Origin of the sequence: Pseudomonas fluorescens (assembly GCF_040448305.1) — a bacterium.
Taxonomy (GTDB): domain Bacteria; phylum Pseudomonadota; class Gammaproteobacteria; order Pseudomonadales; family Pseudomonadaceae; genus Aquipseudomonas; species Aquipseudomonas fluorescens_BH.
In genome coordinates this window covers 5,525,699-5,548,263 of record NZ_CP148752.1, presented here as the reverse complement: position 1 = coordinate 5,548,263, position 22,565 = coordinate 5,525,699, and the positions used below count along the sequence as shown (strand labels likewise).

General features: G+C 62.1%; 21 protein-coding genes. 13 read left to right on the top strand and 8 right to left on the bottom strand.

What is annotated here, in order from left to right; translation table 11 throughout:
• The first annotated feature begins 90 nt into the window (after positions 1 to 90).
• The 4 genes from rnc (at position 91) to pdxJ (ending at position 3,329) form a co-directional block, all read left to right on the top strand.
• Entirely contained in the window at positions 91 to 780 is a 690-nt protein-coding gene (gene rnc / locus WHX55_RS25195) for a ribonuclease III (RefSeq protein ID WP_008053221.1), read from the top strand.
• Positions 773 to 1,675 (top strand): GTPase Era, encoded by a 903-nt coding sequence (era, locus tag WHX55_RS25190; RefSeq protein WP_053162286.1) that lies wholly within the window; start codon positions 773 to 775, stop codon positions 1,673 to 1,675. The genes rnc and era overlap by 8 nt, the downstream gene beginning before the upstream one ends.
• Positions 1,676 to 1,848: 173 nt before the next feature.
• Positions 1,849 to 2,532, top strand: a complete 684-nt coding sequence (recO, locus tag WHX55_RS25185) for a DNA repair protein RecO (protein WP_150726770.1) — start codon at positions 1,849 to 1,851, stop codon at positions 2,530 to 2,532.
• Between the two features lie 50 nt (positions 2,533 to 2,582).
• Entirely contained in the window at positions 2,583 to 3,329 is a 747-nt protein-coding gene (pdxJ, locus tag WHX55_RS25180; RefSeq protein WP_150757945.1) for a pyridoxine 5'-phosphate synthase, read from the top strand.
• A 124-nt stretch (positions 3,330 to 3,453) separates the two neighbouring features.
• Here the strand turns inward: pdxJ and mltF are convergent, their stop codons facing one another.
• Complete coding sequence (gene mltF, locus WHX55_RS25175) at positions 3,454 to 4,914, bottom strand: membrane-bound lytic murein transglycosylase MltF (RefSeq protein ID WP_032829871.1); 1,461 nt, start codon at positions 4,912 to 4,914, stop codon at positions 3,454 to 3,456.
• A gap of 285 nt (positions 4,915 to 5,199) precedes the next feature.
• Here mltF and purL point away from each other — a divergent pair, with 285 nt between their 5' ends.
• Together purL and WHX55_RS25165 are read left to right on the top strand one after the other, a co-directional pair.
• Complete coding sequence (gene purL, locus WHX55_RS25170; RefSeq protein ID WP_353741529.1) at positions 5,200 to 9,096, top strand: phosphoribosylformylglycinamidine synthase; 3,897 nt, start codon at positions 5,200 to 5,202, stop codon at positions 9,094 to 9,096.
• Between the two features lie 5 nt (positions 9,097 to 9,101).
• A complete protein-coding gene (locus WHX55_RS25165; protein ID WP_008053216.1) occupies positions 9,102 to 9,413 on the top strand; it encodes a YqfO family protein in 312 nt (103 codons plus the stop codon).
• Between the two features lie 184 nt (positions 9,414 to 9,597).
• Here the strand turns inward: WHX55_RS25165 and nagE are convergent, their stop codons facing one another.
• The 7 genes from nagE to WHX55_RS25130 all read right to left on the bottom strand — a co-directional run bounded on the left by nagE (position 9,598) and on the right by WHX55_RS25130 (position 18,353).
• Positions 9,598 to 11,313: an N-acetylglucosamine-specific PTS transporter subunit IIBC gene (gene nagE / locus WHX55_RS25160; protein WP_353741528.1), complete on the bottom strand. Its 1,716-nt coding sequence runs from the start codon at positions 11,311 to 11,313 to the stop codon at positions 9,598 to 9,600.
• 29 nt (positions 11,314 to 11,342) lie between these two features.
• A complete protein-coding gene (gene ptsP / locus WHX55_RS25155) occupies positions 11,343 to 13,859 on the bottom strand; it encodes a phosphoenolpyruvate--protein phosphotransferase (protein ID WP_353741527.1) in 2,517 nt (838 codons plus the stop codon).
• A gap of 164 nt (positions 13,860 to 14,023) precedes the next feature.
• Entirely contained in the window at positions 14,024 to 15,046 is a 1,023-nt protein-coding gene (locus WHX55_RS25150) for an SIS domain-containing protein (protein WP_353741526.1), read from the bottom strand.
• Positions 15,027 to 16,133 carry an N-acetylglucosamine-6-phosphate deacetylase gene (gene nagA / locus WHX55_RS25145; RefSeq protein WP_353741525.1) on the bottom strand — a complete coding sequence of 369 codons (1,107 nt, stop codon included), beginning with the start codon at positions 16,131 to 16,133 and terminating at the stop codon, positions 15,027 to 15,029. The genes WHX55_RS25150 and nagA overlap by 20 nt, the downstream gene beginning before the upstream one ends.
• A gap of 17 nt (positions 16,134 to 16,150) precedes the next feature.
• Positions 16,151 to 16,882 carry a GntR family transcriptional regulator gene (locus WHX55_RS25140; RefSeq protein ID WP_046040977.1) on the bottom strand — a complete coding sequence of 244 codons (732 nt, stop codon included), beginning with the start codon at positions 16,880 to 16,882 and terminating at the stop codon, positions 16,151 to 16,153.
• Positions 16,883 to 17,176: 294 nt separating this feature from the next.
• The gene (locus WHX55_RS25135; protein WP_150726760.1) at positions 17,177 to 17,680 is read right to left on the bottom strand and encodes a L,D-transpeptidase family protein; all 504 of its coding nucleotides are present in this window, start codon (positions 17,678 to 17,680) and stop codon (positions 17,177 to 17,179) included.
• 121 nt (positions 17,681 to 17,801) lie between these two features.
• Positions 17,802 to 18,353 carry an NUDIX hydrolase gene (locus WHX55_RS25130; protein WP_008016748.1) on the bottom strand — a complete coding sequence of 184 codons (552 nt, stop codon included), beginning with the start codon at positions 18,351 to 18,353 and terminating at the stop codon, positions 17,802 to 17,804.
• Between the two features lie 14 nt (positions 18,354 to 18,367).
• On the opposite strand from WHX55_RS25130, the gene WHX55_RS25125 reads away from it, so the two are divergent.
• The 7 genes from WHX55_RS25125 to WHX55_RS25095 all read left to right on the top strand — a co-directional run bounded on the left by WHX55_RS25125 (position 18,368) and on the right by WHX55_RS25095 (position 22,530).
• Positions 18,368 to 18,511: a hypothetical protein gene (locus WHX55_RS25125; protein WP_172435319.1), complete on the top strand. Its 144-nt coding sequence runs from the start codon at positions 18,368 to 18,370 to the stop codon at positions 18,509 to 18,511.
• The gene (locus tag WHX55_RS25120; RefSeq protein WP_150726759.1) at positions 18,501 to 19,100 is read left to right on the top strand and encodes a CoA pyrophosphatase; all 600 of its coding nucleotides are present in this window, start codon (positions 18,501 to 18,503) and stop codon (positions 19,098 to 19,100) included. Before WHX55_RS25125 ends, WHX55_RS25120 begins: the two co-directional genes overlap by 11 nt.
• Positions 19,101 to 19,172: 72 nt before the next feature.
• A complete protein-coding gene (locus tag WHX55_RS25115; RefSeq protein WP_150726758.1) occupies positions 19,173 to 19,697 on the top strand; it encodes a gamma carbonic anhydrase family protein in 525 nt (174 codons plus the stop codon).
• Positions 19,694 to 19,909, top strand: a complete 216-nt coding sequence (locus WHX55_RS25110) for a DUF1289 domain-containing protein (protein WP_151213898.1) — start codon at positions 19,694 to 19,696, stop codon at positions 19,907 to 19,909. The genes WHX55_RS25115 and WHX55_RS25110 overlap by 4 nt, the downstream gene beginning before the upstream one ends.
• A gap of 150 nt (positions 19,910 to 20,059) precedes the next feature.
• The gene (locus tag WHX55_RS25105) at positions 20,060 to 20,527 is read left to right on the top strand and encodes a preQ0 transporter (RefSeq protein ID WP_353741524.1); all 468 of its coding nucleotides are present in this window, start codon (positions 20,060 to 20,062) and stop codon (positions 20,525 to 20,527) included.
• Positions 20,528 to 20,614: 87 nt separating this feature from the next.
• Positions 20,615 to 21,796, top strand: coding sequence for a formate-dependent phosphoribosylglycinamide formyltransferase (gene purT, locus WHX55_RS25100; RefSeq protein WP_007982831.1), 1,182 nt, complete (start codon positions 20,615 to 20,617; stop codon positions 21,794 to 21,796).
• A gap of 185 nt (positions 21,797 to 21,981) precedes the next feature.
• Positions 21,982 to 22,530, top strand: a complete 549-nt coding sequence (locus tag WHX55_RS25095; protein WP_150726754.1) for a sugar ABC transporter ATPase — start codon at positions 21,982 to 21,984, stop codon at positions 22,528 to 22,530.
• Positions 22,531 to 22,565: the final 35 nt, after the last annotated feature.

The following is a 22,565-nucleotide window of genomic DNA, read 5'->3' as shown; positions in this document are numbered from 1 at the left end:
ATTTTTGAACACAGCGTTAATTGTCCCAAGCCTGCGCCGCCTCGCGGCGATGGCGGTGGAATCCAGCCACGAACTCAGCGTGGGTAAACCGTGAGCGTCTCCTTAAGCCGTCTAGAGCGTCAGCTCGGCTACACCTTCAAGGATCAGGAACTGATGGTCCTGGCCCTGACTCACCGCAGCTTTGCCGGGCGTAACAACGAACGCCTGGAATTCCTCGGTGACGCCATTCTCAACTTCGTCGCCGGCGAGGCGCTGTTCGAGCGTTTCCCGCTGGCTCGCGAAGGCCAGTTGTCGCGTTTGCGCGCGCGTCTGGTCAAAGGTGAGACCCTGGCCGTACTGGCCCGTGGTTTCGATCTGGGCGAATACTTGCGCCTGGGTTCCGGCGAGCTGAAAAGCGGCGGCTTCCGTCGCGAGTCGATTCTGGCCGATGCCCTCGAAGCGCTGATCGGTGCGATCTACCTCGATGCCGGCATGGAAATGGCCCGCGAGCGTGTGCTCGCCTGGCTCGCTGGCGAGTTCGAAGGCCTGACGCTGGTCGACACCAACAAAGATCCAAAGACCCGCCTGCAAGAGTTCCTGCAGTCCCGTGGTTGTGAGCTGCCGCGTTACGAAGTGGTGGATATCCAGGGTGAGCCGCATTGCCGGACGTTCTTCGTCGAATGCGAAATCATCTTACTGAATGAAAAAAGCCGAGGTCAGGGTGTGAGTCGTCGTATTGCCGAACAGGTAGCGGCCGCCGCAGCACTGATTGCCCTGGGTGTGGAGAATGGCAATGACTGATACAAACGCAACTCGCTGTGGCTATGTTGCCATCGTCGGCCGTCCGAACGTGGGCAAGTCCACGCTGCTGAACCACATCCTCGGTCAGAAGCTGGCGATCACCTCGCGCAAACCGCAAACCACCCGTCACAACATGCTCGGTATCAAGACCGAGGGCGATGTGCAGGCTATCTATGTCGACACCCCCGGTATGCACAAGGGTGGCGAGAAGGCCCTGAACCGCTACATGAACAAGACCGCTTCGGCGGCGTTGAAAGACGTCGACGTGGTGATCTTCGTGGTCGACCGCACCAAGTGGACCGAAGAAGACCAGATGGTTCTCGAGCGCGTCCAGTACGTGACCGGCCCACTGATCGTGGCGTTGAACAAGACCGATCGCATCGAAGACAAAGCCGAGCTGATGCCGCACCTGAGCTGGTTGCAGGAGCAGTTGCCGAATGCACAGATCATCCCTATTTCCGCACAGCACGGGCACAACCTCGATGCACTGGAGCGCGTGATCGCCGATCACCTGCCGGAAAACGATCACTTCTTCCCGGAAGACCAGATCACCGACCGCAGCAGCCGTTTCCTCGCCGCCGAACTGGTGCGCGAGAAAATCATGCGCCAGATGGGTGCCGAGCTGCCGTACCAGATCACCGTTGAAATCGAAGAGTTCAAGCAGCAGGGCAAGACCCTGCACATCCATGCCTTGATCCTCGTCGAGCGCGATGGCCAGAAGAAAATCATCATTGGCGACAAGGGCGAGCGCATCAAGCGTATCGGCACCGAAGCGCGCAAGGACATGGAGCTACTGTTCGACTCCAAGATCATGCTCAACCTGTGGGTCAAGGTTAAGGGTGGCTGGTCCGATGACGAGCGTGCATTGCGTTCGTTGGGTTATGGCGATTTGTAATACCTGATCTGGATGTACGAGGATCCCCTGTGGGAGCGAGCCTGCTCGCGATAGCGGTCTGTCAGTCAACAACTCTGTTGAATGTTAGTCCCCCATCGCGAGCAGGCTCGCTCCCACAGTGGTTTTGGGGTTGTCAGTAATACCGTGCTCACTCATTGAGATCTGCGATTTCCATGTCCCAACCCATCGCCCAACCCGCCTACGTCCTGCACTCCCGCGCCTACCGTGAAAACAGTGCGCTGGTGGATTTCCTGACACCGCAAGGTCGGCTGCGGGCGGTGTTGCGCAGTGCGCGGGGCAAGGCCGGGACGCTGGCGCGGCCATTCGTGCCATTGGAAGTCGAATTCCGGGGCAAGGGCGAGCTGAAGAACGTCGGGCGCATGGAAAGTGCCGGGGTTTCCACTTGGCTAAGCGGCGAGGCGCTGTTCAGCGGTCTTTACCTCAATGAACTGCTGATTCGCCTGTTGCCCGCTGAAGATCCGCTTCCCTCGGTGTTCGATCACTATGCCGCGACTTTGCTGGCGCTGGCCGAAGGTCGGCCGCTGGAGCCGTTGCTGCGCTCCTTCGAGTGGCGCTTGCTCGATGACCTCGGCTACGGTTTTTCCCTGACTGCTGATATTCATGATCAACCCATCGCACCGGACGGTCTCTACCGTTTGCAAGTGGATGCGGGGCTTGAACGTGTCTATCTGCTGCAACCGGGCCTGTTCAACGGCACCGAACTGCTGGCGATGGCTGAAGCCGACTGGTCCGCCCCCGGCGCCCTGTCTGCCGCCAAGCGCTTGATGCGCCAGGCGTTGGCCGTTCACTTGGGCGGCCGTCCACTTGTCAGTCGCGAACTGTTTCGCAAGCCCTGATCACACCGTATGCTGTGCACCGAACTTTCTCTTCTTCTGGAGCGCTTTCCGTGACCACCAGCACCCGCATTCTTCTTGGCGTGAACATCGACCACGTCGCCACCCTGCGTCAGGCCCGGGGCACCCGTTACCCGGACCCGGTCAAGGCAGCACTGGACGCGGAAGAGGCGGGCGCCGACGGCATCACCGTGCACCTGCGCGAAGACCGTCGGCACATTCAGGAACGCGACGTTCTGCTGCTCAAGGACGTGCTGCAAACCCGCATGAACTTCGAAATGGGCGTCACCGAGGAAATGATGCAGTTCGCCGAACGCATCCGCCCGGCGCACATTTGCCTGGTACCGGAAACCCGTCAGGAGCTGACCACCGAAGGTGGCCTGGACGTGGCGGGTCAGGAAGCGCGGATCAAAGCCGCGGTCGAGCGCCTGTCGAAGATCGGCTCCGAAGTGTCGCTGTTCATCGATGCCGATGAGCGCCAGATCGCAGCTTCGCGTCGTGTTGGTGCACCGGCCATCGAACTGCACACCGGGCGTTATGCCGATGCCGAGACGCCGACCGAAGTCGCCGAAGAACTCAAGCGTGTGGCCGATGGCGTGGCCTTCGGCCTGGCCCAGGGGCTGATCGTCAATGCCGGCCATGGCCTGCACTATCACAACGTTGAAGCGGTGGCGGCGATCAAGGGCATCAACGAACTGAACATCGGCCATGCGCTGGTGGCCCATGCGCTGTTCGTTGGCTTCAAGTCGGCTGTTTCGGAGATGAAGGCGCTGATTCTGGCGGCGGCTGCCAAGGCCTAAAAGCCAACACAAAACCCTGTGGGAGCGAGCCTGCTCGCGATAGCGTAGTGTCAGCCAGCAGAGATGTTGACTGCTAAACCGCCTTCGCGAGCAGGCTCGCTCCCACATTGATTTTGGGGGGCTGTCAGAGCGGTGCTGGCTCTTGAGCAGGCTTGCTCTTGTCGATCCCCGGAACAAGCAGTTTGCCCTCGGCGACCTGATCACCCTCAAGCTGCGGCTGCGTGACCCAGGTCAGGATGTCGTAGTAGCGACGGATGTTCGCCACGAAATGCACCGGTTCACCGCCACGGGCGTAGCCGTAACGGGTTTTGCTGTACCACTTCTTTTCCGACAGGCGCGGCAGGATCTTCTTCACATCCAGCCATTTGTCCGGGTTCAAGCCTTCCTTGGCCGCCAGTTTGCGTGCGTCATCCAGGTGGCCGCTGCCGACGTTGTAGGCCGCCAGGGCAAACCAGGTCCGGTCCGGCTCCTGAATCGAATCGTCGAGCTGGTCTTTCATGTAGGCCAGGTACTTGGCGCCGCCCATGATGCTCTGCCTGGGGTCCAGGCGATTGGACACGCCCATGGCCTGCGCGGTGTTCTGGGTCAGCATCATCAGGCCGCGCACGCCGGTCTTGGAGGTGACCGCCGGTTGCCACAACGACTCCTGGTACCCGATGGCCGCCAGCAGGCGCCAGTCGACTTTCTCTTTCTTGGCGTATGACTTGAAGTGCTGTTCGTACTTGGGCAGGCGTTGCTGCAAGTGTTGGGCAAACGTGGTGGCGCCCATGTAGCCGAGGACGTCGACATGTCCGTAGTAGCGGTCCTTGAGGCGTTGCAGGGTGCCGTTCTTCTTGACCTTGTCGAGATAGTCGTTGATTTCGTTGAGCAGGCTGTTGTCGTCGCCCGGGGCGACAGCCCAGCTCTGGTTGCTGGCGTCACCGAGGTCGAAGGCGACCCTGATGTTGGTGAAGTACACCTGGTTCATCGCCACTTCGTTGGAGTCGACCAGTGTCAGGTCGATCTGACCTTCGTCCACCATGCGCAGGAGATCGACGACCTCGACTGCGTCAGACTCTTCGTATTCGATGCCGGGAAATTTCTGTTTCAGCTGCGCGAGTTGTTCGGCGTGGGTGCTGCCCTTGAGCACCATGATCTTCTTGCCCACCAGATCTTTCGCATCGGTCGGCCGGGACTGGCCGTTGCGGTAGATGATCTGCGGGGTGACTTCGAGATAGGAGTGGGAGAAGCGCACCTGCTTCTTGCGCTCTTCGCTGCTGACCAGGCCGGCCGCCGCCAGCACCGGGCCATTGGGCTTGCCGACCTGGTTGAACAGGTCATCGAGGTTGTCGGCGGTCTCGATCTTGAGCTCGACCCCCAGATCGTCGGCGAAGCGCTTCACCAGCTCGTATTCGAAGCCGGTTTCACCGTTGCGATCCTGAAAGTAGGTGGCGGGGCTGTTTCGGGTAACCACCCGCAGCACACCATCCTCCTTTACGCGCTCGAGCGTGTTGGGTTTATCAACACAGCCACCGAGCATCAGGAAGAGTCCGGTTGCGATCAGCCATTTGGCGTACCGCGGACGCAAAGCCGTTGGGAAAAACATTTGCGCAGTATACGCAAAGGACCACGGGCGCCATATCTCGACAGTGAGGGGCTAGTCTGCTAGAGATCACAAAACCGGCCGGAACCCCGCAGGAATGGGCTTTGTCTGCATTTTGTTACAGTAAAAATAAGCTGTCGTCACACGCCCGGTTAACCTGACTTTCGAGGCAGAAACACAGATCGACACCCGAGTGCAACCGTGCGTAGCGTTTCGGGTGCTGTCGCGGGCTGTTTAGGCTAGAATGCACGGCCTCAAAGCACACCCCTTCCCGAGGCTGTCCCGAAGATGTTGATCCTGCGCGGCGCTCCTGCCCTTTCTGCCTTTCGCCACAGCAAACTCCTTGAGCAACTGAGCCAGAAGGTTCCGGCTGTCAGTGGCCTGTATGCTGAATTCGCTCACTTCGCCGAAGTCACCGGCGTCCTGACCGGCGACGAACAGCAGGTGCTTGCGCGCCTTCTGAAGTACGGTCCAAGCGTTCCGGTACAGGAACCGACCGGTCGTCTGTTTCTGGTGCTGCCGCGTTTCGGCACCATCTCGCCGTGGTCGAGCAAGGCCAGCGACATCGCCCGCAACTGTGGCCTGGCGAAAATCCAGCGCCTGGAGCGTGGCATCGCGTTCTACGTGGCCGGCCAGTTCAGCGACGCTGAAGCCCAGCTGATCGCCGACGGTCTGCACGACCGCATGACCCAGATCGTCCTGGGCAACCTCGAACAGGCCGCCGGCCTGTTCAGCCACGCCGAACCGAAGCCCCTGACCGCCATCGACGTGTTGGGTGGCGGCCGCGCCGCGCTGGAAAAAGCCAACACCGAGCTGGGCCTGGCCCTGGCCGAAGACGAAATCGACTATCTGGTCAACGCCTTCGTCGGCTTGAAGCGCAACCCGCACGACATCGAACTGATGATGTTCGCCCAGGCGAACTCCGAGCACTGCCGTCACAAGATCTTCAACGCCAGTTGGGACATCGACGGCCAGAGCCAGGAAAAAAGCCTGTTCGGCATGATCAAGAACACCTACGTGATGCACAGCGAAGGCGTTCTGTCGGCTTATAAGGACAACGCTTCGGTGATCGTCGGCTCCGTGGCCGGTCGTTTCTTCCCGGACCCTGAGACCCGCCAGTACGGCGCGGTGCAGGAGCCGGTGCACATCCTGATGAAGGTCGAGACCCACAACCACCCGACCGCGATTGCCCCGTTCCCGGGCGCATCCACCGGTTCCGGCGGCGAGATCCGCGACGAAGGCGCTACCGGCCGTGGTGCCAAGCCGAAGGCTGGCCTGACCGGTTTCACCGTGTCCAACCTGCAGATCCCGGGCTTCGAACAGCCGTGGGAAGTGCCGTACGGCAAGCCTGAGCGCATCGTTACCGCGCTGGACATCATGATCGAAGGCCCGCTGGGCGGCGCGGCATTCAACAACGAATTCGGTCGTCCGGCCCTGACCGGCTACTTCCGTACCTTCGAACAGTCGATCACCACCCCGCACGGTGACGAAGTTCGCGGTTACCACAAGCCGATCATGCTGGCTGGCGGCATGGGCAACATCCGTGAAGAACACGTCAAGAAAGGCGAGATCCTGGTCGGCTCCAAGCTGATCGTGCTCGGCGGCCCGGCGATGCTGATCGGCCTGGGTGGCGGTGCGGCTTCCTCCATGGCCACCGGCACCAGCTCGGCGGACCTGGACTTCGCTTCGGTACAGCGCGAAAACCCGGAAATGGAACGTCGCTGCCAGGAAGTCATCGACCGTTGCTGGCAGCTGGGTGACAAGAACCCGATCAGCTTCATCCACGACGTGGGTGCGGGCGGTCTGTCCAACGCCTTCCCGGAACTGGTCAACGACGGCGACCGCGGTGGCCGTTTCGAACTGCGCAACATTCCAAATGACGAGCCGGGCATGGCCCCGCACGAAATCTGGTCCAACGAATCCCAGGAACGTTACGTCCTGGCGGTCGGTCCGGCTGACTTCGAGCGCTTCAAGGCGATCTGCGAACGTGAGCGTTGCCCGTTTGCCGTAGTCGGCGAAGCCACTGCCGAACCGCAGCTGACCGTCACCGACAGCCACTTCGGCAACAGCCCGGTGGACATGCCGCTGGAAGTGTTGCTGGGCAAGGCTCCACGCATGCACCGTTCGGTGGTTCGTGAAAACGAACTGGGCGACGATTTCGATCCGTCGACCCTCGACATCGCCAACTGCGTCGAGCGCGTCCTGCATCACCCGGCCGTGGCCAGCAAGAGCTTCCTGATCACCATCGGCGACCGCACCATCACCGGCCTCGTGGCCCGTGACCAGATGGTCGGCCCGTGGCAGGTTCCGGTGGCTGACGTGGCCGTCACCGCCACCAGCTTCGACGTCTACACCGGTGAAGCCATGGCCATGGGCGAGCGTACTCCGCTGGCACTGCTGGACGCTCCGGCGTCGGGTCGCATGGCCATCGGCGAAACCCTGACCAACATCGCGGCTTCGCGTATCGGCAAGATCTCCGACATCAAGCTGTCGGCGAACTGGATGTCCGCAGCCGGTCACCCAGGTGAAGACGCCCGCCTGTACGACACCGTGAAAGCGGTCGGCATGGAACTGTGCCCTGAGCTGGGCATCACCATTCCGGTGGGCAAGGACTCGATGTCCATGGCCACGCGCTGGAACGATGAAGGCGTAGACAAGTCCGTGACTTCGCCGATGTCCCTGATCGTGACCGGTTTCGCGCCAGTGACTGACATCCGTCAGACCCTGACCCCGCAACTGCGCATGGACAAGGGCACCACCGACCTGATCCTGATCGACCTGGGCCGTGGCCAGAACCGCATGGGCGCCTCGATCCTCGCGCAGGTTCACGGCAAGCTCGGCAAACAGGCTCCGGACGTCGATGACGCCGAAGACCTGAAAGCCTTCTTCGCCGTAATCCAGGGCCTCAATGCCGACGGTCACCTGCTGGCTTACCACGACCGTTCCGACGGTGGTCTGTTGACCAGCGTTGTCGAGATGGCGTTCGCCGGTCACTGCGGTCTGAGCCTGAACCTCGACGGTCTGGCAGAAACCTCCGCCGACATCGCCGCGATCCTGTTCAACGAAGAACTGGGCGCCGTGATCCAGGTTCGCCAGGACGCCACCCCGGACATCCTCGCGCAGTTCAGCGCTGCCGGCCTGGGTGACTGCGTGTCGGTGATCGGTCAGCCGATGAACAACGGCGAGATCAGCATCACCTTCAACGGCGACACCGTGTTCGAAGGCCAGCGTCGTCTGCTGCAACGCCAGTGGGCCGAGACCAGCTACCAGATCCAGCGTCTGCGTGACAACGCCGACTGCGCCGAGCAAGAGTTCGACGTGCTGCTGGAAGAGGACAACCCGGGCCTGAGCGTCAAGCTCAGCTACGACGTCAACCAGGACATCGCCGCGCCTTACATCAAGAAAGGCATTCGCCCACAGGTTGCCGTACTGCGTGAGCAGGGCGTCAACGGTCAGGTGGAAATGGCGGCTGCGTTCGACCGCGCCGGTTTCAATGCGATCGACGTACACATGAGCGACATTCTGGCCGGCCGTGTCGACCTGAACGAGTTCAAGGGCATGGTCGCTTGCGGTGGTTTCTCCTACGGCGACGTACTGGGTGCCGGTGAAGGCTGGGCGAAATCCGCGCTGTTCAACAGCCGTGCCCGCGATGCGTTCCAGGGCTTCTTCGAGCGTAACGACAGCTTCACCCTCGGCGTGTGCAACGGTTGCCAGATGATGTCCAACCTGCACGAGCTGATCCCGGGCAGCGAGTTCTGGCCGCACTTCGTGCGTAACCGTTCCGAGCAGTTCGAAGCCCGCGTTGCGATGGTGCAGATCCAGGAGTCGAACTCGATCTTCCTGCAAGGCATGGCCGGTTCGCGTATGCCGATCGCCATTGCTCACGGCGAAGGTCATGCCGAGTTCTCCAGCGAAGAAGCACTGCTGGAAGCCGACCTGTCCGGTTGCGTGGCGATGCGTTTCGTCGACAACCACGGCAAGGTCACCGAAAGCTACCCGGCCAACCCGAACGGTTCGCCGCGCGGGATCACCGGTTTGACCAGCCGCGACGGTCGCGTGACCATCATGATGCCGCACCCGGAGCGTGTGTTCCGCGCCGTGCAGAACTCGTGGCGCTCCGATGACTGGAACGAAGATGCACCGTTGATGCGCATGTTCCGTAATGCTCGCGTGTGGGTTAACTAAGCGCCGTGTACAAGCTCAGTTTTTTTGTTCCCGACAGTCATGTCGAAGTGGTCAAAAGTGCCGTATTCGCCGCCGGTGGCGGTCGAATCGGTGCTTACGACCACTGCGCATGGCAGGTGCTGGGCCTCGGCCAGTTTCGCCCACTGGATGGCAGTCAGCCATTCATTGGCGAGGCAGGGCAGGTCGAGCAGGTCGAGGAATGGAAGGTTGAGCTGGTGGTGGCCGATGAGTTGATTCGCTCGGTGGTGGCGGCTCTGAAACAGAGCCATCCCTACGAGACACCGGCTTATGAAGTGTGGCGGTTGGAGGATTTCTGATCCTCTGCCGCTGAAGTGAAAAACCCGCTGAAAGAGATTTCAGCGGGTTTTTTGTTGATCGGGTTTTTGTGGTGCTGCTTATGGCCTCTTCGCGAGCAGGCTCGCTCCCACAGTGGATCGACGTACACCGGACCCTTGTGGGAGCGAGCCTGCTCGCGAAGACTGACTGTCGGGCGCTGAAGATTTAAACCTTGGCACTCACCTCACTGCGATTGACCAACGCTTCCAGCGCATCACTCAAACTCGGCGCCTTGTCGCCAATCAGCAGATGCCACACGCCACCGTCCAGCTGACTCACACCCTGACAACCCAGTGCTTTCAAATCACACTCCGATAACGCCTTGCCATTGGCCAGTTGCAGGCGAATGCGGGTCATGGCGACGCAATCGAGTTGCAGCACATTGTCGCCACCACCCAGCGCATTGAGCCATTGCTGTGCCTCGGGTGTCGCCACGGCGGCAGGTTTCGGTGCGTCGATTTCTGCTGCCGGCGACGACACGATGGCGCGCCCCAGTGCCGGCATCGCCAGGCGAATCTCATCGGCAATCGCGTCGGCCATCGGCCCCACCACCACCTGCAAACTCCCGCCCTTGCCCGGACGCACCACGGCCATGGCGCCGAGCGCTTTCAAGTCAGTATCCGAGGCCTTGTTACGATCCACCATGTCCAGGCGCAAACGCGTGGTGCAAGCACCGACGGTGATCAGGTTTTCGGCACCGCCCAAGGCCTTGATGTAAGCCCCGGCGCGTTCATTGTCGGCCACTGCAACCTGCGGGGCGGCAGCGCTGGTTTCGCGGCCCGGGGTTTTCAGGTCGAAGCGGCGAATACAGAAATCAAACACCACGTAATAGATCACGGCATACGCCAGGCCCACCGGGAACACCAGCCAGCCGTTGGTGGACTTGCCCCAGCCAAGGATCATGTCGATGAAACCGCCGGAGAAGGTGAACCCCAGGTGGATGTTCAGCGCATTGGTGATGGCCATCGACAGGCCGGTCAGCAACGCATGCAGCAGAAACAGCAACGGCGCGAGGAACATGAAGGCAAATTCGATCGGCTCGGTGACGCCGGTCAGGAACGCAGTCAACGCCATCGAGAGGAAGATCCCGCCCATCACCTTGCGCCGTTCCGGCAGGGCGTTGCGGTACATCGCCAGGCAGGCGGCGGGCAGGCCGAAGATCATCATCGGGAACATGCCGGTCATGAACTGGCCACCTTTCGGGTCGCCGGCGAAGTAGCGCGACAGGTCGCCAGTCACCAGCGCGCCAGTGGTGGGGTCGGTGAAGTTGCCGAACACGAACCACGCCATATTGTTGAGGATGTGGTGCAGGCCGGTGACGATCAGCAGGCGGTTGAACACACCGAAGACGAACGCGCCGAAGCTGCCGCTTTCCATCATCAGCGTGCCGAAGCTGTTGATGCCGTGCTGGATCGGCGGCCAGATGTAGCCGAACACCACGCCCAGCCCCACAGCAGCGAACCCGGTGGCAATCGGCACAAAACGCCGGCCACCGAAGAACGCCAGGTACTCCGGCAGCTTGATGTCCTTGAAGCGGTTGTACAGCGCGCCGGCCATCAGGCCGCTGACGATCCCGGCGAGCATGCCCATGTTGATGCTCGGGTCGAGCACTTTGAGCGTGGAGATCATCACCAGGTAGCCGATCACCCCGGCGAGCCCCGCCGTACCGTTGTTGTCCTTGGCGAAACCGACCGCGATGCCGATGGCGAAGATCATCGCCAGGTTGGCGAAGATCACCTGGCCGGCGTCGTGGATGATCGCGATGTTCAGCAGGTCGGTATCGCCCAGGCGCAGCAGCAGGCCGGCAATCGGCAGGATCGCGATCGGCAGCATCAGCGCGCGGCCGAGGCGTTGCAGGCCTTCGATGAAAAGTTGGTACATGGCGGTTCTCCGTGGATTCTTGTTGTTCTTTAGCTCAGCGGCCAATGCTGGTGACAGGCGTGACGCACCGCGCTGGCGCTGCTCAGCTTGAGCAGGTCCTGGCTGATGCGCCGGCATTCGCTGGCGTCGAGATGACGCACGCGATCCTTGATTTCACCGACCTGCACCGGGCTCACCGACAACTCACTGACCCCCAGGCCGATCAACACCGGCGTGGCCAATGGATCTGACGCCAGTGCGCCGCACACGCCCACCCAACGGTTGTGCTGTGCCGCACCGGCGCAGGTCTGGGCGATTAGCCGCAGCAGTGCCGGGTGCAGCGCATCGACGCGGGCGGCGAGCCCGGCGTGATCGCGGTCCATCGCCAGGGTGTATTGCGACAAGTCGTTGGTGCCGATGGACAGGAAGTCCGCGTGTTCGGCCAGTTGCTCGGCCAGCAGCGCGGCGGCCGGAACTTCGATCATCACCCCCAGCTCCGGGCGTTGCGCCAGGCCGAGTTCCGTACACAGGGCGTCGAGGCGCTGGCGGATATGCAGCAGCTCATCGACTTCCGTGACCATCGGCAGCAGGATCCGGCAACGTGACAACGGGCGCAGGTGCAGCAGTGCGCGCAGTTGCTGGTCGAGCAGTTCAGGGCGAACCTGGGCCAGGCGAATGCCGCGCAGGCCGAGCACCGGATTGGCCTCGGCGGGCAGTGGCAGGTAGTCCAGTTGCTTGTCGCCGCCGACGTCGATGGTGCGAATGATCACCGACTTGTCGCCCATGGCATTGAGCACCGCTTGGTAGGCCTGGTGTTGTTCCTGTTCGTCCGGGGCGGTGTGGCGGTCGACGAAGAGAAACTCGGTGCGCAGCAAGCCGACGCCGTCGGCGCCATTGGCCAGTGCGTCTGCCGCTTCCGCGCTGGACGCCACGTTGGCGGCGACTTCGATGTGCAGGCCATCGGTGGTCAGCGCGGGTGTGTGGGCCTGGGCCTGTTGTTCGGCCCGGCGTTGTTGCTGTTGCTGTTGCAGCTGGCGCACGTCGGCCAGGCGCTGTGTGCTGGGTGTCAGTTCGAGGCGGCCGCCGTCGGCGTCCAGCACCACCGGTTGCCCCTGTTGCTGATCGAGCAGCGTCGAGCCCAGTGCGACCATGCACGGCAGGCCTTTGCCCCGGGCCAGAATCGCCACGTGAGAGGTCGCACCGCCTTCGGCCATGCACAGCCCGGCGACGCCTTGCTGGCTCAGTTGCAGTAAATCGGAGGGCGTCAGTTCATGCGCCGCGACGATGGCGCCGGCTGGCACGTCGTAATGCCAGGTATCGCCGAGCAATGCGCGCAGCACCCGTTGCTTGAGATCGCGCAGGTCGTTGGCGCGTTCCGCCAGCAGCGTGCTGCCTGTTTGCTGGAGGACTTCGCATTGCGCGTCGATGGCCTGGCTCCAGGCGTGGGTCGCGGCCGTGCCCTGGGCGACGGTTTGACTGGCGGCGTCCAGCAGGGCCGGGTCTTCGAGCAGCGCGAGGTGCGCGGCGAAAATCGCCTCTTCAGCGGTGTCCTTGTGTTTTTTCGCCTGGGCCAGCGTGTGCTCGATTTCGCTGCGCACCTGGCTCCGTGCCGCGTCCAGCACTTGCTGTTGTTGCTGCGGATCATGGTGGCCGGCATCCACTGGCAGGCTGATCGCATTCAGGCGAAACAGCGGCCCGCCGACCAGGCCGGGCGCCGCGCAGACGCCGTGCAACACGCCGGCTTCGGCGGGGCGATTGCGTTGGGCAATCGTGGCTGGCGCGGCGGCGTGGTGGTCTACAGCCAGGGCTGTGGATAACGCGGTCAACAAGGCTTGCAGTGCGGCTTCGGCATCCGGGCCCTGGCAACTGACCTGGACCTCCGCCTGTTCGCCGATGGCCAGCCCCATCAGGCCGATCAGGCTGTCGCAGGTGGCTGACTTGCCAGCGAAATGCAGCTGCGATTTGCTTTTGAATCCTTGCGCGGTCTGACGGATCAACGCAGCCGGTCGCGCGTGCAGACCGCCACGGTGAGCAATGCGCACCAGACCGACAATCTCTGCGCCGGCAAACTCGGTATCCACCTGTGCGCTCGACGTCTGCCGACGAATGATGTGCAGCAACGGCTCGCCGACCTTTACCGACTTGAGCGTGATGGGCCGTGCCTGAAAGTCCTGGCTGTTGGTGAGGATCAGCAGGCTGACCAGGCTCTTGCACTGTTGCGCGACCTTGTCCAGGTCGTAGCGCAGCAGCGGTTGGCCGTTGGCGACGCGCGCGCCTTCCTTGACCAGCATCGAGAAGCCCTGGCCCTGCAATTCGACCGTGTCGAGGCCCAGGTGCAGGAGCAATTCAGCGCCGTTGTCGGCACGCAAGGTCACCGCGTGGCCGGTGCGGGCGACATGCACCACCACGCCGGCGCAGGGGGCGTGGAGCGTGTCGTTGAGCGGATCGATGGCAATGCCGTCACCCATGGCGCCGCTGGCGAACACCGGGTCCGGGACTTTGGCGAGCGTGAGCACCGGGCCGCTGAGCGGGGCGCTTAAGGTCAGCTCTTTATTGTTGTTATGCATGGCTCGGTCTCATAAAAAAATAGTTCAGATCAATCCACTCCCTGTAGGAGCGAGCCTGCTCGCGAAGAACTTGAGAGCAACGCGTTCATTCAGGAAGGACGCGTCATCGTTCACGTCCATCGCGAGCAGGCTCGCTCCTACAGGTCAATCAATCGCCATTCGATTTAGTGGGTGCGTGTCACTTTGCTCAGGTGCCGCGGCTGGTCCGGGTCCATGCCACGGGCCACGGCCAGGCCGGCGGCCATCACGTAGAAACTCTGGATCGCGAGAATCGGGTCGAGGGCCGGGTGTTCGGCGCGGGTCAGGGTCAGGTCGCGTTCAAGCACGTCATCCGGCGCGGCCAGCAGGACCCGGGCGCCGCGCTGGCGCATGTCGGCGGCCAGGCTCAACAAACCAGCCTGTTCGGCGCCCCGTGGGGCAAACACCAGCAGCGGGTAGTTGTCGCCGATCAAGGCCATCGGGCCGTGACGGACTTCGGCGCTGCTGAAGGCTTCGGCCTGGATCGCCGAGGTCTCCTTGAACTTGAGCGCCGCTTCCTGGGCAATGGCGAAACCGGCACCACGGCCGATCACCATCAGCCGCTGACAATCGCGCAAGGCGTCGATGGCCGGGCTCCAGTCCTGTTGCGCAGCGTCACGCAGGCCCTCGGGCAGGGCGCGACCGGCCTCGAGCAGTTCGGCGTCTTCTTTCCAGTGGCCAATCAACCGGGCGCTGGCGCTGAGGGTGGCGATGAAGCTCTTGGTCGCGGCGACGCTGCTTTCGGTGCCGGCACACAGCGGCAGGCTGAATTCGCAGGCGGCTTCCAGCGGCGAGTCTTCGGCGTTGACCATCGATATGCTCAGGGCACCGCGCTTGCGCAACAGGCGCAGGCTGTTGACCAGGTCCGGGCTTTGACCCGATTGCGAAAAGGCGAACGCCACCTGGCCGCTGACCTTCAATGGTGCCTGCTGCATGGTCACCACCGACATCGGCAGCGACGCCACCGGGATGCCCAGCAGTTGCATGGTCAGGTAGGCGAAGTAGCTGGCGGCGTGATCGGAGCTGCCGCGTGCCACGGTCATGGCCACTTGCGGCGGTTGACGACGCAGGCGCCCGGCGATTTCGATCATCTGCGGGTCGAGTGTTTGCAACTGGGCCTGCACGGCCTCGAACGAGGACAGCGCCTCTTCAAGCATTTTTGAAGTCAATGTCTTCTCCTTCGACCATGACAGCGGTCAGTTTCAGTGAGCGATCCAGCCGCACGCAGTCGGCCCAGGCCCCCGGTTGCAGGCGCCCGCGTTCGGTGATGCCGAGGTAGTCGGCGGGGAATTGCGACAGGCGCTGCGAGGCTTCGGCGATGGGCAGGCCGATCTTCACCAGGTTGCGCAGGGCCTGATCCATGGTCAGGGTGCTGCCGGCCAGGGTGCCGTCGGGCAGGCGCACGCCGCCCAGGCACTTGGTCACGGTGTGGCTGCCAAGCTTGTACTCGCCATCGGGCATACCGGCGGCCGCGGTCGAGTCGGTGACGCAGTACAGGCACGGGATCGAACGCAGGGCTACGCGGATGGCGCCGGGGTGCACGTGCAGCAAGTCGGGAATCAGTTCGGCGTATTTGGCGTGGGCCAACGCGGCGCCGACGATCCCCGGTTCGCGGTGATGCAGTGGGCTCATGGCGTTGTAGAGGTGAGTGAAACTGCTGGCGCCGGCCTCCAGCGCGGCGACGCCTTCCTCGTAGCTGCCCAGGGTGTGGCCGATCTGCATGCGCACGCCGCGGCTGCTGAGATCGCGGATCAAGGCGTCGTGACCGGCGATTTCCGGGGCAATGGTGATCACCCGGATCGGCGCGAGCGCCAGATATTCTTCAACTTCGGCCATCAGCGCGGTGTGGGCGAAGTTGGGTTGCGCGCCGAGTTTGCCGGGGTTGATGTAGGGGCCTTCGAGGTGCACGCCGAGCACCCGGGCGCAGCCTTGGGGCCGCAGCTCACAGAATTCGCCGACGGCCTTGAGCACGCTGGATATCTCGTCGCTCGGTGCGGTCATGGTGGTGGCCAGCAGCGACGTGGTGCCGAAGCGCACGTGGGTACGGGTGATGGTTTCGAAGGCCGGCGCGCCTTCCATGATGTCCTTGCCGCCGCCGCCGTGAACGTGCAGGTCGATGAAACCCGGCAGCAGGTACGGCAGATCATTGTCCGCCGGATCGCAGGGCTGGCCTTCGATCGACACGACTTTGCCGTGTTCGTGCACCAGTCGGCCGCGAACCCAGCCGTGGGCGGTGAGGATGTTGTCTTCGGACATGTCGGGATCTCGGTTTTTTATCTACGAAGCTCTGCGACAAAGTCGTAGTAGTCGTTACGGCAATAGGTGTCGGTGACTTCGATGGGCGTGTTGTCTTCGAGGTAGCCGACCCGGGTCATCAGCAACATGGCGGTGCCGGGGGCGATGCCCACCAGTGCGGCGAACTCGTCCGAGGCGTTGATCGCCTGGATGTGCTGCAGGGCGCGGACCACCGGTTTGCCGATGCCGTCGAGGAACTCGTAGAGGGAATCGCCCACCGCCTGCGGCTTGGGAATGATCGAGGCGGGCAGGGTGCTCATCTCGATGGCCATCACCGTGTCGTCCGCCTTGCGCAGGCGTTTGAGGCGCGCAACCTTGTCGTTGGGCGACAGGCCGAGGCGGATCAGCTCTTCGTGGGTCGGCAGGGTGATTTCCCGCTCCAGCCATTGCGAGCCAGGCACGAACCCCTTGAGGCGGAGCATTTCACTGAAGCCGGAAAGGCGCGACAGCGGTTGTTCGAGGCGCGGCGTGATAAAAGTGCCGGAGCCCTGGTTGCGGCGGATCAGGCCTTGTTCGAACAACACCTCCAACGCCTTGCGTGCAGTGACGCGGGAGATGCCCAGCGTCTCGCTCAAATTGCGCTCCGATGGCATCGCCTGCTCGGCTTTCCACTGGCCGGCGTGGATCGCCGCTTCCAGATTGCGTGCCAGTTGCAGGTACAACGGCGTGGGTTGGGTGTCGTCGGGGCGCAGGGCCTGGAGATCGTTCATGGCGGGTGTCCGGGGCGGATATTGGAATGTTTTTGCCCGTGAATGGGCGAAAACTAATACCACTTGAATACCATGTCAACGCCAGAGCTTTGCTGTTTGTGTAGGGAAACCTGCCTTGTCGGCTGGTTGGAATGGGGGTTGGTTTGAAGTGGTATTAGAGGAGGGTGTTTTGAAGGCAAAGATCGCAGCCTGCGGCAGCTCCTACAGATGAGATTGGTATCAACCCTGTAGGAGCTGCCGTAGGCTGCGATCTTCTAAATTTATTTTTCGAGGGCGACCAATGGTCGTGGGGAATTACGGACGAATTTCGATCATCGTGCCGTCTGGCACCAGGTTCCAGACTTCGCGCATGTCCATGTTGCGCATGGCAATGCAGCCGTCGGTCCAGTCCAGGGTGTGGAACAGGTTTTCCGGGGTGTCTTCGCTGTCCGGGGTGCCGTGGATCATGATCATGCCGCCAGGCTCGACGCCTTCACGACGGGCGCGGGCAGAGTCGCTGATGTTCGGGTAGGAAATGTGCATCGCCAGGTTGAAGCGGTCGCTGATCTTGCGCCAGTCGACCCAGTAGAAGCCTTCCGGGGTGCGCTTGTCGCCTTCCATCAGCTTGGGCCCCTTGGGACGCTTGCCCAGGGAAATGCGATAGGTCTTGAGCGGCTTGCCGTCATTGATCAATTGCAATTGATGGGAAGACTTGAGAATCAGGATCTTCTCGATGACCTTGCCGTCCAGGGGTTCCACGGCAGAAGCCTGGGACACCGTGACAAACGACAAACAGAACAGGGCAAGCAACCAGCGCATTGAAACGATTCCCCAGGAGGTGTCGCGACTATTTATGTATAGAAGTTTTTGCAGGAGCTGCCGCAGGCTCGTGCCGCGTTCGGGCGATCTTTCGGCGCCTTTGAGTGATGCCGAGATGACATCAGATAATGGCAGGCTGAGCAAGTGGCGGGATCGATTCAGACCGAACGGGATAAACCTCGGTCCGCCGGTCAGCGAAGAAGCATTCTAAGGTACGGCCCACCGTGCGGAAAGCCAGCTCATCCCATGGAATGTCCGCTTCGTCGAATAGTTGCACTTCCAGGCTCTCGGGGCCGGCAGAAAAGTCCAGGTCCGCCAGTTCGGCACGGAAGAACACATGCACCTGGCTGATGTGCGGTACGTCGATCAGGGTATAGATGCTCAGGTTACGCACCCGGGCGCAGGCTTCCTCGGCGGTTTCGCGAATGGCGGCCTGTTCGATGGTCTCGCCGTTCTCCATGAAACCGGCGGGCAGGGTCCAGTAGCCGCGACGTGGCTCGATAGCCCGCCGGCACAGCAACACCTTGGTGCCCCAGGTCGCCACGCAGCCGGCGACGATGTTGGGGTTCTGGTAGTGAATGGCCTGACAGCTGTCGCAAACAAAACGCAGGCGCGAATCGCCTTCGGGAATGCGCTGGGTCACCGGGTTACCGCACTGGCTGCAAAATTTCATGCTGGGGTTCCTGAATGCTGCGCCTATCTTGGCGTGCGGCAGTGCCGGTCGGCAAGTTGTCGTTTCGCGACATGGGACGGTTGCGGGGGTTGGGCGGCCGCAGCGATTGGTGCATGATGCCGGGTAAGGCACAGATCGAGAACACTCATGCTGGATGAGCTACTGCATCGGGTTAGTAACCACACACCACGCACACTGGAGACCGACCGTCGTTTTCCCGAGGCCGCGGTGCTGGTGCCCATCACCCGCAGTGACGAGCCCGAGCTGGTGTTGACCCTGCGTGCCAGCGGCCTGTCGACCCATGGCGGCGAAGTCGCCTTCCCCGGCGGGCGCCGTGACCCCGAAGACCCCGACCTGATTTTCACCGCCCTGCGTGAAGCCGAAGAAGAGATCGGCCTGCCGCCGGGGCTGGTCGAGGTGATCGGCCCGCTCAGCCCGCTGATCAGCCTGCATGGCATCAAGGTCACGCCCTATGTCGGGGTGATCCCGGATTTTGTCCAATACCAGGCCAACGATGCCGAGATCGCCGCGGTGTTCAGCGTGCCCCTCGAGTTCTTCCGCAAAGACCCCCGCGAACATACCCATCGTATCGATTATCAGGGCCGCAGTTGGTACGTCCCGAGCTATCGCTTTGGCGAATACAAGATCTGGGGGCTGACGGCGATCATGATCGTCGAGTTGATCAACCTGCTGTATGACGCCAAAATCAGCCTGCATCAGCCTCCCAAAAGCTTTATCAGTATCTGACGCCATCGTTCGAATGGCCTGAATCCTGGTTTTGCTGAAAAAAAGCCTGCCTGAGCCTTGAGGAATCCAACAATGAAATACCGCCTGGGCGACGCCCGCGTCGAAACCCATCCACAGAGCTGGGTCGCACCCAATGCCGTGCTGGTGGGCAAGGTCAAGCTGGAAGAGGGCGCCAACGTCTGGTTCAACGCCGTATTGCGCGGCGACAACGAGTTGATCCTGGTCGGCAAGAACAGCAACGTCCAGGACGGTACCGTAATGCACACCGACATGGGCTACCCGCTGACCATCGGCACCGGCGTGACCATCGGCCACAACGCCATGCTCCACGGCTGCACCGTCGGCGACTACAGCCTGATCGGCATCAACGCGGTGATTCTCAATGGCGCGAAGATCGGCAAGAACTGCATCATCGGCGCCAACTCGCTGATCGGCGAAGGCAAGGAGATTCCGGACGGATCGCTGGTCATGGGCTCGCCCGGCAAAGTGGTGCGCGAATTGACCGAGCCGCAAATCAAGATGCTGGAGGCCAGCGCTGCTCACTATGTACACAACTCGCAGCGTTATGCCCGCGACCTGGCCGAGCAGGAAGAATGACCACCACTGAACGCCCGGTTGCATCGCCCTGCGTGAACATTTGTGCGCTGGATGACGATGACATCTGCACCGGTTGCCAACGCACGGTGGAAGAAATCACCCGCTGGAGCCGCATGGACAACGACGAGCGGCGCAAGGTGCTGGGGTTGTGTCATGAGCGGGCGAAGGCCAGTGGGTTGGTGTGGACGGTCGGGGCAAAGCCGGGAAATTGAGGCGCCTTTCCCTGTAGGAGCGAGCATGCTCGCGATGGGCGTGAACGAAAACTCTGGGAGTCTGGTTCCCCGCGGTGTTCTTGAGTCCATCGCGAGCAGGCTCGCTCCTACAGTATTCTGTGCGGCAAATTGACAGGTACCTTCCCGCCCATGTTCTTCCTGATCGCCTACATCAGCAGCGTCGTGCTGATCAACTTTGCCTTCTCCACCGCGCCGCATCTGGACATCATCTGGTCGGCCTGGGGCGGGCTGGTGTTCATCCTGCGTGACATGGTGCAAACCCGGTTCGGGCATGGCGCCCTCGCGGCGATGCTGGTGGCGCTGGTGTTGTCCTATGTCACCTCCGATCCGTCCATCGCCCTGGCCAGCGCCACGGCGTTCGCGGTTTCCGAGTGCATTGACTGGCTGGTGTTCAGCATCACCAGGCGCCCGTTGCATGATCGCCTGTGGATAAGTTCGGCCCTGAGCATTCCCCTCGATACCTTTATCTTTTTCGGCATGATCGACGCCCTGACGCCGGGGGTGATCCTCACCGCCCTGGGTTCGAAGTTCGCCGGGGTCACCGCCGTGTGGCTGATCATGGCCTGGCGCCTGCGCAAACAGGCTGTCGTCGGCTGAAGTTCATGTAAAATGCCGCGCTTTCTCCCCATGGGAAGCGCGCATGGCGACGCGTCCCTCGATGATCCGCTCCTTGAGGACCTTCAGATGACCCGTATCGGAACCCCATTGTCGCCGACCGCGACCCGCGTATTGATGTGTGGCTGTGGCGAGTTGGGCAAGGAAGTGGTGATCGAGCTGCAACGCCTGGGCGTTGAAGTGATTGCCGTGGACCGCTACGCCAACGCGCCGGCCATGCAGGTGGCGCACCGCAGCCACGTGATCAACATGCTCGATGGTGCTGCCCTGCGTGCCGTGATCGAAGCCGAGAAGCCGCACTTCATCGTCCCGGAAATCGAAGCCATCGCCACCGCGACCCTGGTGGAACTGGAGGCCGAAGGCTTCACCGTGATCCCGACTGCCCGCGCCGCGCAATTGACCATGAACCGCGAAGGTATCCGTCGCCTGGCCGCTGAAGAGCTGGACCTGCCAACCTCGCCGTACCACTTCGCCGACACGTTCGAGGACTACAGCAAAGCCGTCGAAGACCTCGGTTTCCCGTGTGTGGTCAAGCCGGTCATGAGTTCCTCGGGCAAGGGCCAGAGCCTGCTGCGCAGCGTTGATGATGTGCAGAAAGCCTGGGACTACGCCCAGGAAGGTGGCCGTGCCGGTAAAGGTCGGGTGATCATCGAAGGCTTCATCGATTTCGACTACGAAATCACCCTGCTGACCGTGCGCCACGTCGGCGGCACCACCTTCTGCGCGCCGGTCGGCCACCGTCAGGAGAAGGGCGACTACCAGGAATCCTGGCAGCCCCAAGCCATGAGCCCGATTGCCCTGGCTGAGTCCGAGCGTGTTGCCAAAGCGGTGACCGAAGCCCTGGGGGGCCGTGGTCTGTTCGGCGTCGAGCTATTCATCAAGGGCGATCAGGTGTGGTTCAGCGAAGTCTCGCCGCGCCCGCACGACACAGGCCTGGTGACCCTGATTTCCCAGGACCTGTCGCAGTTCGCCCTGCATGCACGGGCGATTCTGGGCCTGCCGATCCCGTTGATCCGTCAGTTCGGGCCATCGGCCTCGGCGGTGATCCTGGTGGAAGGGCAGTCGACCCAGACCGCTTTCGCCAACCTGGGCGCTGCCTTGAGCGAGCCGGATACCGCGCTGCGTCTGTTCGGCAAGCCTGAGGTCAACGGCCAGCGCCGCATGGGCGTGGCCCTGGCGCGCGACGAATCGATCGAAGCTGCCCGCGCCAAGGCGACCCGTGCTTCGCAGGCGGTAGTCGTGGAACTGTAAAAAACTCTCCGGCGGGCCTATACCTTCTATGGGCATCGCGCCAATGCTTTACCTGTAGGAGCGAGCCTGCTCGCGATGGTCGTTAACGATAACGCGGGGAGTCTGGTTCCCCGCGGTGCTCTTGAGTCCATCGCGAGCAGGCTCGCTCCTACAGGTCATTCATCAATGTTCCAGGCCTGTACCCCATGAATTCGCAAAGCATCATCGTCCCGAAAATCTCCACCCTGCCGGTGCACGAACCCCGGGCCCGGGCCGTCGTGCGCTGGCTGGTGCGCAAGAACATCATCCAGGAAGAACTGACCACTTGCGGCCGCACCGGCAATCGCATGGCCCACGCCATCGCCGACGGTGCCCGCGCAGTGGTCCTGCACCCCGAAGCCCTGCCGTTCGGCGATCCGATCAATGGCCTGGAGATCATCACCAAGCGCTGCATTTATACGCCAGCCAAGGGTTTCCTTGAAGAGGCGGGCTGCGCCGAGTGCCGCAAGGAAGTGGGTGAAGCCCTGTTCGAAAGCCTGGAAGACTGGATGCCGGGGCGTACCGACAACTTCACCTGCCCCGAATGCGGGCATGAAGACGATATCAACGGCTTTCTGTTCCTGCAGGAATGCGGCTTTTCCAACCTCGGTTTCATCTTCAATAACTGGGCTGAAGCCGGGTTCAAGCAGAGCTTTATCGATGAATTCGCCGATTGGCTCGATCAGCCGGTCAGTTGGGTGAAAGTCGAATTGTAGGCGGCGCTAATCCCCGTATATCCGTAATGCCAATA

What these genes read in the sequence shown, in the direction of transcription:
- era (WP_053162286.1), top strand. Translation starts at nt 773, where the DNA reads ATGACTGATACAAACGCAACTCGCTGTGGCTATGTTGCCATCGTCGGC.
- recO (WP_150726770.1), top strand. Translation starts at nt 1,849, where the DNA reads ATGTCCCAACCCATCGCCCAACCCGCCTACGTCCTGCACTCCCGCGCC.
- mltF (WP_032829871.1), bottom strand. Translation starts at nt 4,914, where the DNA reads ATGTTTTTCCCAACGGCTTTGCGTCCGCGGTACGCCAAATGGCTGATC.
- purL (WP_353741529.1), top strand. Translation starts at nt 5,200, where the DNA reads ATGTTGATCCTGCGCGGCGCTCCTGCCCTTTCTGCCTTTCGCCACAGC.
- nagE (WP_353741528.1), bottom strand. Translation starts at nt 11,313, where the DNA reads ATGTACCAACTTTTCATCGAAGGCCTGCAACGCCTCGGCCGCGCGCTG.
- ptsP (WP_353741527.1), bottom strand. Translation starts at nt 13,859, where the DNA reads ATGCATAACAACAATAAAGAGCTGACCTTAAGCGCCCCGCTCAGCGGC.
- nagA (WP_353741525.1), bottom strand. Translation starts at nt 16,133, where the DNA reads ATGTCCGAAGACAACATCCTCACCGCCCACGGCTGGGTTCGCGGCCGA.
- WHX55_RS25140 (WP_046040977.1), bottom strand. Translation starts at nt 16,882, where the DNA reads ATGAACGATCTCCAGGCCCTGCGCCCCGACGACACCCAACCCACGCCG.
- WHX55_RS25135 (WP_150726760.1), bottom strand. Translation starts at nt 17,680, where the DNA reads ATGCGCTGGTTGCTTGCCCTGTTCTGTTTGTCGTTTGTCACGGTGTCC.
- WHX55_RS25130 (WP_008016748.1), bottom strand. Translation starts at nt 18,353, where the DNA reads ATGAAATTTTGCAGCCAGTGCGGTAACCCGGTGACCCAGCGCATTCCC.
- WHX55_RS25125 (WP_172435319.1), top strand. Translation starts at nt 18,368, where the DNA reads ATGCTGCGCCTATCTTGGCGTGCGGCAGTGCCGGTCGGCAAGTTGTCG.
- WHX55_RS25120 (WP_150726759.1), top strand. Translation starts at nt 18,501, where the DNA reads ATGCTGGATGAGCTACTGCATCGGGTTAGTAACCACACACCACGCACA.
- WHX55_RS25115 (WP_150726758.1), top strand. Translation starts at nt 19,173, where the DNA reads ATGAAATACCGCCTGGGCGACGCCCGCGTCGAAACCCATCCACAGAGC.
- WHX55_RS25110 (WP_151213898.1), top strand. Translation starts at nt 19,694, where the DNA reads ATGACCACCACTGAACGCCCGGTTGCATCGCCCTGCGTGAACATTTGT.
- WHX55_RS25105 (WP_353741524.1), top strand. Translation starts at nt 20,060, where the DNA reads ATGTTCTTCCTGATCGCCTACATCAGCAGCGTCGTGCTGATCAACTTT.
- purT (WP_007982831.1), top strand. Translation starts at nt 20,615, where the DNA reads ATGACCCGTATCGGAACCCCATTGTCGCCGACCGCGACCCGCGTATTG.
- WHX55_RS25095 (WP_150726754.1), top strand. Translation starts at nt 21,982, where the DNA reads ATGAATTCGCAAAGCATCATCGTCCCGAAAATCTCCACCCTGCCGGTG.